This is a genomic window from Dapis brunnea BLCC-M229 (genome assembly GCF_050015995.1).
In the GTDB taxonomy this organism is placed as follows: domain Bacteria; phylum Cyanobacteriota; class Cyanobacteriia; order Cyanobacteriales; family Microcoleaceae; genus Trichodesmium.
Genome location: NZ_JBNHEP010000070.1, coordinates 1 through 10341 on the forward strand (window position 1 = coordinate 1; position 10341 = coordinate 10341).

General features: G+C 37.2%; 5 protein-coding genes and 1 pseudogene. 3 read left to right on the plus strand and 3 right to left on the minus strand.

Annotated features, from left to right (window positions below; genetic code table 11):
• Together ACP6PM_RS08135 and ACP6PM_RS08140 are read left to right on the plus strand one after the other, a co-directional pair.
• Positions 1-2212 (plus strand): CHAT domain-containing protein (locus ACP6PM_RS08135; protein WP_426583507.1); only part of this gene is annotated, 2212 nt, incomplete at its 5' end.
• 1118 nt (positions 2213-3330) lie between these two features.
• Complete coding sequence (locus ACP6PM_RS08140; RefSeq protein ID WP_426583509.1) at positions 3331-3672, plus strand: NfeD family protein; 342 nt, start codon at positions 3331-3333, stop codon at positions 3670-3672.
• Between the two features lie 353 nt (positions 3673-4025).
• Here ACP6PM_RS08140 and ACP6PM_RS08145 read toward each other — a convergent pair whose 3' ends face one another.
• The 3 genes and pseudogenes from ACP6PM_RS08145 to ACP6PM_RS08155 form a co-directional block, all read right to left on the minus strand.
• A complete protein-coding gene (locus tag ACP6PM_RS08145) occupies positions 4026-4733 on the minus strand; it encodes a response regulator transcription factor (RefSeq protein ID WP_426583511.1) in 708 nt (235 codons plus the stop codon).
• A gap of 979 nt (positions 4734-5712) precedes the next feature.
• Positions 5713-6776, minus strand: a pseudogene (locus ACP6PM_RS08150) (IS630 family transposase).
• Between the two features lie 917 nt (positions 6777-7693).
• Positions 7694-8413, minus strand: coding sequence for a biliverdin-producing heme oxygenase (locus ACP6PM_RS08155; protein ID WP_426583513.1), 720 nt, complete (start codon positions 8411-8413; stop codon positions 7694-7696).
• A gap of 1573 nt (positions 8414-9986) precedes the next feature.
• On the opposite strand from ACP6PM_RS08155, the gene ACP6PM_RS08160 reads away from it, so the two are divergent.
• Positions 9987-10250, plus strand: a complete 264-nt coding sequence (locus tag ACP6PM_RS08160; RefSeq protein WP_426583515.1) for a helix-turn-helix domain-containing protein — start codon at positions 9987-9989, stop codon at positions 10248-10250.
• The last annotated feature ends 91 nt before the right edge of the window (positions 10251-10341 follow it).

Here is a 10341-nt window from a genome sequence, read left to right on the forward strand (position 1 = left end):
TGCTGGAGAAGTTAAATTGAGTGCGGAAAATAATATTGAAGTTATCTCTATACAAACAGAAGGTGGAAATATTGGAGGTAATGTAGAAATTAGTACAGACAATACTCTCAGAATAACAGGTACTTTTCTCAGTCAAAATCAGAATATTGCCAGCATTTCTACCGCAGGAGAAGTAGCAGGAGGAAATATTGGTATTAGTACAGGAAAAACATTTACTGTAGGAGATGCCACAACTAACGGTTCTGTAGGAGCAATTACAGATGGAAAATTTACTATTTTGCCAGATCGCTCTCTACCCAATAGGTTCGATCTAAAAGAAGTAGAAAATTCTCAATCACAGAATAATAACTCTAAACAGGGAACAGGGAACAGGGAACAAACTCAAGAAATTCAACCCCAACCAAACTCAACAGAATCTAGTAATTCTGATGAAGATAACCAAGCTGCTGTAGTGACTCAACCAGAATTAGAGGAAGTATTAAACAATATTGAGGTAGAAACAACTCAAATTCCTATTGACGAAAATAATGAACCATCCTTAAACACAAACCAAGAAATACAGATAGCATCTCAAGACCCCGAAACAAGTTCACAACTTTTAGATAGTTATGAACCTACTAACTCTGTCACAGAAAATGTAGATAATCTCCAAGCATCTATAAATTCAGAATCACAAATTCTGCCATTAGTCCTAGAAAATAAAAATCAAACCACAGTAGAATTAGAACAAACAAATACTTCTCAACTTCTTTTAGAAAATCCAGAGACAACTATTATTTTAGAAGATACAAACTCTAGTCAAACTCCAGCAGTTTCTAATATTTTAGAAGATACCAACTCTAGCCTAACTCCACCAGTTTCCGAGCAAACGGTTGCTATGGAAAATCCTGCTCAAGGTAAGTCTTCCCAGAAACAAACTCCAACCATAGTCGTAGAAGAAAATATTACAACTACTGCTTCAGAAATTTCTCCCAAGAATAATTTCCATCAAATTAGCTTAACAGATACTGTATCCCAGATAGAACTAACCAGAGGCAGAGAATTTGCTAGTTATTTAGGAAAAAATATCTCTAAGAGAGCTGCCACACCAGCAAATATCCGCAATACTCTCAGCAGTGTTGCCAAAATAGGCATCAGACCAGCAATTATATACGTCTCTGCACAACCTAATTATTTAGAACTACAATTATTTTTGCCCAATGGTAAACCAGTTGTTAAAAGTATTAAGAAAAGCAGGGATGAAGTAATTAAGGTTGCTAAAAAATTCACCAACCAGATTAGAACCCCTAGTCAATTAGATTCTCATGATTATTTATCAAATGCTCAAAAATTATATCAATGGTTAATTGCACCAATAGCTCAAGAATTGGTAGCTAATAATATAAATATGACAATTTTTTCGATGGATAGTGGATTGAGAACTATTCCGATAGCAGCTCTACACGATGGTCAACAATTCCTAGTAGAAAAATATAGTTTAGGCTTAATTCCTAATTTCACTTTAACAGATACAAAATATGTCGGATTAAATGGTGCTCAAGTTTTAGCAATGGGAGCATCTGAATTTCCTGCTCATGCTAACCAAACCCCTCTACCTGCAGTTCCTGTAGAACTTCAAACCATTGTCAATAATCTTTGGCGTGGTAAGTCTTTTTTAAATCAAGAATTTACTCTCGAAAATTTGAAGCAGCAACGCAGCAAAGAAAAATTCAGAATTATTCACTTAGCTACTCATGGAGAATTTCATCCAGGGGGTGCTGACAATTCTTATATTCAATTTTGGGATACTAAGCTACGCTTAAATGAGCTGCGTCAGTTACGTTTGTATAGTCCCCAGGTAGAATTATTAGTTTTGAGTGCTTGTACTACTGCTGTGGGAGATGAAGATGCTGAGTTAGGTTTTGCAGGGTTGGCAGTGCAAGCAGGAGTAAAGTCTGCTTTGGCAAGTCTTTGGTATGTTAGCGATACTGGTACATTAGCTTTAATGACTGAGTTTTATCAGCATTTGTCAAAAAGACCTATTAAAGCAGAAGCATTACGAGAAGCTCAATTGGCAATGTTACGGGGAGAGGTGAATTTAAAAGATGGTCATATCCTCCGAAATGGTAATCAACATTTGCCTCTACCACCGGAGTTAGTCAGAGGAGGTAAGAGAGATTTATCTCATCCTTATTATTGGGCAGCATTTACGATGATTGGTTCCCCGTGGTAAGAGGATTTTGTTTTAGGAGTTGCTGATTTTAGGTATGAAACTGCATTCTTCAACAATTATTAATTATCTGGACTTTAGAAAAAAATAAGTTACACATCAGCTCAAAAGCTTATGCAGTAATGTTTTAACCTAGAATTAACTGTTTTATTGATATATCTAGGTTTTAGCTATTTTTAGCACTGTGAGGTATTTCCCTTGCTAATACTAGCTTTGAAGCCATTTTCGGTGTAAAAAATCTCAAAGTACAGTTATTAATTATATAGAACCCATTTGGTATCTTTGTCGGCGATTAAGTTTTTAGTCAGGAGTCAGGAGTCAGGAGTCAGGAGTCAGGAGATGTAGGGAAGGAATATGGGAAAAAGGTTGAAAATACTCTCCACCTCCTTATCTATTTCTAAATAGATCTCAAATGGGTTCTATAAAATCCGATTATACAGTAATCGCATGTATTACTTCCTCTTAATACAGATGTTCTATTGAATACGAATTTAAAAATTTAATAGTTCAAATCCAATATTTCTCCGCACCTCCTGACTCCTTATCTAATTACACCAATGCTACCGGATTTGATATTATTGATTCTTTATTATTTATTCCTTCTTCCTTCTTCCAACTTTGGTTTTCCCTCTTCCTTATATGAAATACAAAAAATTGTGCTACTTAAGAATTTTCCCATTACCCAATCACCATACTACCCTATCTCCCCATCCCCCCATCTCTCTATCAATACTTTTGTAGCAAACATTAACGTATTTGATATTACTTGTACCATTTGTAACAAACATTTATCACGCTTGGTATTAAGGGAAATAAGGAAATTAAAAAGATCACTTTCTTAGAAAAAAGAGAGCTTAACTCCTGATTGAAAAAAAGTTTCTACTTTCGAGCAAAAATTCCAGATTTACAACTAGGAAGACCGAAGCTTAAAATATAGAACAAAATTAATACTAAAGTTTCTATAGCAATTAGCTAGTCGATCTTTGATTCACTGAAGATTATTGGAACAAGTTAAAAGTCAATAAAAAACTTGAGTTAGAGGTATTCACCCCAAAATCATAGTTCAATTACTAATTACTATTTTTCTACAGGTAACTTATATATTAGGATAGGAGTTATAAATGTTAAATACTTTCAATGGTGTCTTAAAAAATTCTAGTTCAGATAATCCATATCTGTTAGCCATGTCTAAGGAAGCAGTTGTTGATGAAATCATTCTACCAAATGAACTTGGTAGAATCCGCTATCGAGGTAGTGTATGGAATGCTAAATGTCTCCAAGAAATTACAATTTATCCTGAAGATGTTGTTTATGTGGTAGGTAATGATAATATTACTCTAATTGTAGATATTGTTCCTCATAGCGATTATAATTATTCTTACCAAAGCCAGAAAAAATTACCTTCTGCAACCCCTTTATTTTTCCTTGGTAATTTCTTACTACTGCTCTTAATTTTGTTGTAATTTTCACCACTATTGCGCTACGCGCAATAGGATAGTTAAAGGAGAGAAACATTGATTAAATTGCTTTTTTTCTCCTGCCAGTAGATGCATATTTTGTATTAGTGATGTACTCCCACACCAATATTTTAGTGTGGGGTTATTTTACTATGAAATATTCACATTTTAATCAACAAAAAACTGCTAAATCAAATTAGTCAAATTCAAGCTTTGTCTTAGTTAAAAATGCACAAATATAAACAGCAATATCAGCAGTATTTTGAAGTATTTATCAAATAAGCATGTCAAGATTATGCAAACTAGAAGAGGAACAAAAACTTATAAAAATCACCAGGGAAAATTAAAATTATTGACTCCTATATAGAATCATTTTTTGCTGGAACTTCAAACTTATAACCTACTTTCCAAACAGTTGTTATATACTCAAAATCACAACCAGATTCTCTCAACTTTTTGCGAATCTGACCAACGTGTACGTCAGAACACTTTAGGTCTCCTACCCACTCACTATCCCAGACTTTATTGTACAATTCGGAGCGTTTCCAAGCATAGCCAGGTTTACTAGCCATACAAGATAATAAATTAAATTGTATATGAGTTAGAGGGATAATTTTATTCTGAAATTTCGCTTCTCTACTAGTAGAATCTATTACTAAATCCCCGAATATGAGTTGATCTGATTTTTTTTGAGAAAGTATTCTGGGACGCTTCAATAGTGCTCTAATACGGGCACCAAGTTCTACTAAACCAAATGGTTTTGTGAGATAATCGTCAGCACCCAAGCCAAAACCTTTGACTTTATCAGCTTCATCAGCTAGACTGGTCAACATCAGTACTAACACATCATTATAACTTTGCATTTCCTGACAAAGCTGAAAACCAGTAGTGTCTGGTAGATTGATATCTAAAACAACTAAGTCTGGTTGAAATTCCTTAAATAAAACTAAGGCTGTTTGACCATCTTGTACAGACTCTACTTGATAGTTTTGTTGACTTAAAAAGCGATGAACTAAGTTTCTAATTGCTGGGTCATCATCCACCACAAGAATCTTAAAAGATACCATATTAAAACTATCCTATTTTTTCCATCGTTACTTTATAAGTTTAACTGCTACGGCAATTATCGCAAAATCAACTCTTAATCGTCACAAAGTTCCGATATATATATTCTCAAAATGACCAAAAAACTATTTTAGGACTTACACAAAGAAACGGGGTTTCTTGGAGAAATTGTTGGTTTGAACAATAGACATCTGCCACCATATTTCTGGGTTCGCGTGCGTAAGTCCTATGTTGATCAACTCAAGATTCATTTCCCTCATATCCCTTATAGCTTTCACCACCTGACTCAAAAACATTACCTGTGAAGTTTTTTCCTTGAATAACTTGCTGTCTTCTTTTTTATTATGCTATAGTAATAAATACATACTTTTTAAGAAATACAAAATTTTGATAAATAGTCTGAAATTCTGGCCTCTGTGGCCTGTAGTTTTTGGCCTTTTATCTGTTGCTTTGTGCCTGGACATTTTCTCTACAACCCAGATAAAATTACTATATAGACAGGTACTCTAAGTATGAAATCGGAAAATGTTTGCTACTTGTATGCTCCTCATTAAGATCAGTAGGGGCAGAAACACAAGATTAAATTTTGGCGTTGTCAGATTAAAAGATGAATTATAGGGAAATAGTGGGAACAGAGACCTCTTTAAACTTAAGGTAATGAATCAGTGTAGTTAAACATATTTTTTTTGCATTTGGCAAAATTTAAAACCTCGTCCTGGACAGACGGGGTTTTGTAGTGTCAATATTAATGTACTAGGTTACACTGAAGATGAATTATAAAGCTTAGTCATAGATTACTTTTGTCTTTTATCTCTTGACTTGCGCGTAGCGCTAGATATCTCCGTTCTACTAAACTTACCGGCATTGCTGAATTAAGGTATGAAAGTAAGTTTATAAGTAATAGGGGACAGTTAATATTAACAAGTAGTTCAAAGAATCCCAAATTATCAAATAATATCAAATCCGGTAGCATCGGTGTAATTAAACTTGAACTTTCGGCCACCAATGATACTCGGTTATAGCCTTGATGAGAAACTGCTGTTTGAAAAGAACTTGACAAGGCTTAAACAAAACTTCTTCTAGCTCCTCAAGGCTAGCAAATGAATGATTTGCTATCGGTTCATTAATTAGAGGCCATAACCTTTGTCCTGGTTGTAATTCAGGCGAGTAGGCTGGCAAATACTCGCTTGTGCAAGCCCAAAGGAATCTTTAACTCAGAACTTGTATGCCATCGAGCTCTATCAATGGTTAAGATAATGTGTTTGTCTTCTGCTAACTGAAATTCTCTTGCAAAGTCTTCTAAAACTCCCTTAAAAAGCTCTACATTAACTTTTGGTAAAATCCAGTAGTAAGTTTCACCATTATTTGGATTAACTTGCGCCGTATAACCATAGCCATTGGTATTTCCAGTTAACATTAGCCCTCGGTTGTTCTCCCAACTGAGCCCAGACTCTTCTACATATAGGTTTTAACCCTAAGCGATGTTCATCCATTGCCCAGACTTCAACTGTGGCCCCTGGGTGTTTTTGACCTACTTCTTGGACTTTCTGGTTGAGTTTTTTTTTCCACTGTTCTTGCTCTGTGATGTCCCCTTTGTCATGTGCTGGACGTGGTACTTTTAAACCCATTTCAAAGCTGCGTAAATATTCCCACCCTCTTTGAGGATGAATAGGACGCTCTAAATGCTCGCTCATCCACTCAGCCACTTTTATTCCATTCCATAAACCTCCATCTATGGGTGGCTCTCGTAGTGTTTGCCTAAGCATTGCTTGGTCTATTTCTCAGAGTAGGGTCTGCGGCCCCTGATGTTAATGACGCCGATCTTTTAATCCATCAACACCTAATTGGTTATAGCGCCCTACAATTGTGTAAATTGAACCACGCCGATATCCAGTAACATCAGCCACTGCTTCTACTTTGTGGCCTTTAGCTACCAACCAGAGGATTTGTCATCTAGTTCGTTCTATTGGGTCTTGAGTTTGTCGGTAGAGTTTTTCCAACTCTTCGATACTTTTGTGTGGTTGTAGCTTTAACAATCTCGGTATGGCGTTCGCGGAGCGTTGCCTTAGCAGTATCGCCCAACTCTTACTATTTCTTCAGGATTATATTATACCGATGCTACCGGATTTGATATAACTTATCTTCAAGAGCAGGCTTAATATCTGTGAGAATTCCACCTACTGACACACATAGCTTTCATCTTTTGACAGCAGCCATTTTACTCTCAGCGATCGCCTCAAAAACACATTGACAACATTTACATTTATAAGTTGTCAGGTTTAATTGCATCTTTGTTTGTGCAATATTGATTTTATTTCAATTAAATTAGACATACATGCCTATATGATAACAAATAATGTACAATTATGTCAACTTTTGTCCAATTGTTTTACTGAATAATTAAGGTAAAAAGCCTCTCCTTTAAAGGAGAAACAAGCGGTCGTTTGCGGAGCATTCCGTTAGGATGGGATGGCAAGGTCTCCTTGCTAGCCTCCAATCGACCAAGAGAGCGGTCGTTAGCGTTAGCGTTAGCGTTAGCGAAGCTCCTCTGCAAGAGGCAGCTCCTCTGCAAGAGGCAGCTCCTCTGCAAGAGGCAGCTCCTCTGTTAGCGCAGCTCCTCCGAAGGAGGCAAGAGGCAGCATGGAGTAGGATGGGATGGCGAGGTCTCCCGCTCTTGCAGAGCCACTTCGCTTTTCATGTCGCTCCGCGAAACGTCATATCCAATCTCCCCTTGATCAGAAAAAATTTTCACGCTCTGCGTCAATCCAATCCGTTTTAGGGAGAGGTAATTATCCATTATCCATTATCCATTAATGAATTTAAGTTAGCCCTAATACTCTTCAAACGTCAAATCCTGGAGACTTGGTGACTGCAACTTCAGCCATCAAACCCCCAGGATTTCCAACATAACTTAAAACTATAGTCTCTCCGGATAAGGCAATATTAACTAATTAAGCATTATTTATTCAGCAGCAGTAGCTAATTCTGTACTACCAGCGCTGCGCTTTCTTGTCAAAGTATTGAATAGTAAGATACCAATAGCCTTAATTAAATTACCCTCTAACTCATTAAACATTTTCATGTTCATGCCAAAAGCGGCGTTCGCCTCCTCAACCATTCTATCTGCTGTTGCCTGATCGACGGGTAAATCATTCATCGCCTGACGATAGTTATTCTTGAATTCTTTCTCATCCGGAATTTCTGGGAACTCATAGAAAGCAGTACCTTCCCCATCAGTTAGATTCATACCTCTCTGAGCAATTTTCTTGAGAATTTGACCGCCAGACAAATCTCCCAAGTAACGAGTATAGGAGTGAGCGACTAACAATTCTGGTTCTTTTTCTGAGATTTCTCTAATTCTCTGTACATAAGCTTCACCAGCAGGAGAAGGAGCCACTTGCTCGCGCCAACCAGCACCATAATAAAACTTTAGGTCTTCTTCTAGGCTTTGCTTACGATTGAGCACTGGAAAGTAAATCTTAGAAACAATTGGATGTTCCCGGTGGCGTTGCATCTCTTCTTCCATCGCGGAATAAACAAAGTAAAGATTCTTAACTAAAGTCCGGTAGGAAGTCTTTTCTACAACTCCTTTTAAAAAACACTTGACAAAACCTACATTTTCTGCGTTTGTATGAGCTTTTTTGGTTCCTTCACGTAATTGAGTTGCTAGGTTTACACTCATGTTAAATTTCCTTACTGATACTAAACTATACAATTGGCCGTATCAATTTCTACAGAAACTTAGAAATTAATTGCCTATTTGAATACCTTAAAATGAATGGATGAAAATTTACGTTAAGAATAATTAAGAAGTAATCATTGACCAGATTTTGGATTATTTATCATACTATTGTACATTTACAGGAGTTTCGGAGGCGCGTGAGGTACAAAGTTTTATTGTCCTAGGGAACACTTAACTGGGAACGGGGAACAGGGAATATAAAAGTAGTCTTATGACTGTACCTCAGCATCATCAAAAGTGCTGCAATTTGCATCTGTATCATCAGCAATCTACTCAGATAATACAAATATTTGTTAAGTTCCTATAGAAAATTAATTATACATCCTATTTTCCTGTTCTCTGTTCCCTTTCTTAACTAGGAAATTCCTAAAAGCACGACTACTTACAAATGGTAGGGACGTTGCATGCAATGTCCCTACGGAAGAAGGAAAAAGAAATAAGGAGTAAATCTTGAAAAAAAAAGGGGAATTATGATAGAGATAGCGGTCTGAAATGAATTGGAGTTGCTCTTTTTAAGCATCTGTGATCGAGATGCACCTTTTTGTACCATTCTGATACTGTTGGCGAAATATTACTTAACATTTGAGAGAGGAGAAAAGGCCCAAACCACATGATGACAAAGCTTCTCCTGCCGTGTAATACCTGTTAAGAAGTGCCTATTTCGGTGTAATACACGGAAGAGAAGGACTAGTTAAATGATTAGTTCACTAATAAAGCGATTAAGAAATGCTTGTGCCGTTTTGTATTTGGATGCTTGTTTACCTACCTTCAGTTCTTTTAAGACGCGATATAGCTGCCGCTAGGCTCCGCCAACGCGTAAAGCTTCCAATTGAGGTATCTGCCGTTGCAAAGATAAATCATCCTCTATCGGTGTAATGCTTGGTAGAGAGTTATCAGAAGCAATGTATTCACGCGTAGTCAGCTCTCGTTAATCCATTGCATTCAGCAGCAATACCTCAGGGAAAACGCATCTAATTTTTTTGACAAATGACCAAGATACGGTGGTAGAAAGTGGTCTGTGATACATTTGACTCCACGCTCTGCAAAAGAAAAGCTGCCGTTGGTGAATCAAGCTATGAAACTTAAATTTGGACAAGTAAAAAGTTCTTTTCAGTTAATAGTTTAGCGTTCGCGATAGCGATGCGGAGCATTATCGCCATTCAAGCACAATCATAGCCACAATCACCAACGCCGAAAAGCTATTTTCGCGTGAGCGATAGAACGGAGTTCTCTCCTCCACGATACTGCTGACACCACGCTCTGCGTTTCATGTCGCTCCGCAAAACGCATTCTTAGTGGGAATTTCGCATCGGACTGACATGGGAATATTGATGGTTGCTCTTGCTATCTGCAATCAATTTAATTTACTCAATTTTTGTTTTTGCTTTTTTACCAAGGTTGCAGTATGCAATCACTTATATCATGTCCGGTAGCATCGTTTGTGTATAATAGAAGAGGAAAAAAATAATGGCCCGGAGCGATATTGCTACGCAACGCTACCGCGAACGCTATTATGCCAAGACGCTTAAGTATCCAAGAACACCTAAGTGTGGATGAATTAGAAAGAAACTACCGAGCTACCCATGACCCCATAGAAAGGACCCGATACCAAATCATTTGGCTTCTAGCAAAGGGAAAAACAACAAGAGAAGTTTCTTCAGTCACAGGCTATTGTTTGGAGGCCATTAGAAAAATTGCACGTCGCTACAATCATCAGGGTCAAGAAGGATTGGTAGATCGTCGCCATCAACATCGAGGGCCAAAAGGATTTCTCTGAGATCAACGGCAAGCCCAACTAGAAATGGCACTCCAGGAGAAAGCACCAGATGGAGGATTATGGAATGGGCGTAAGGTAGGGGATTGGTTAA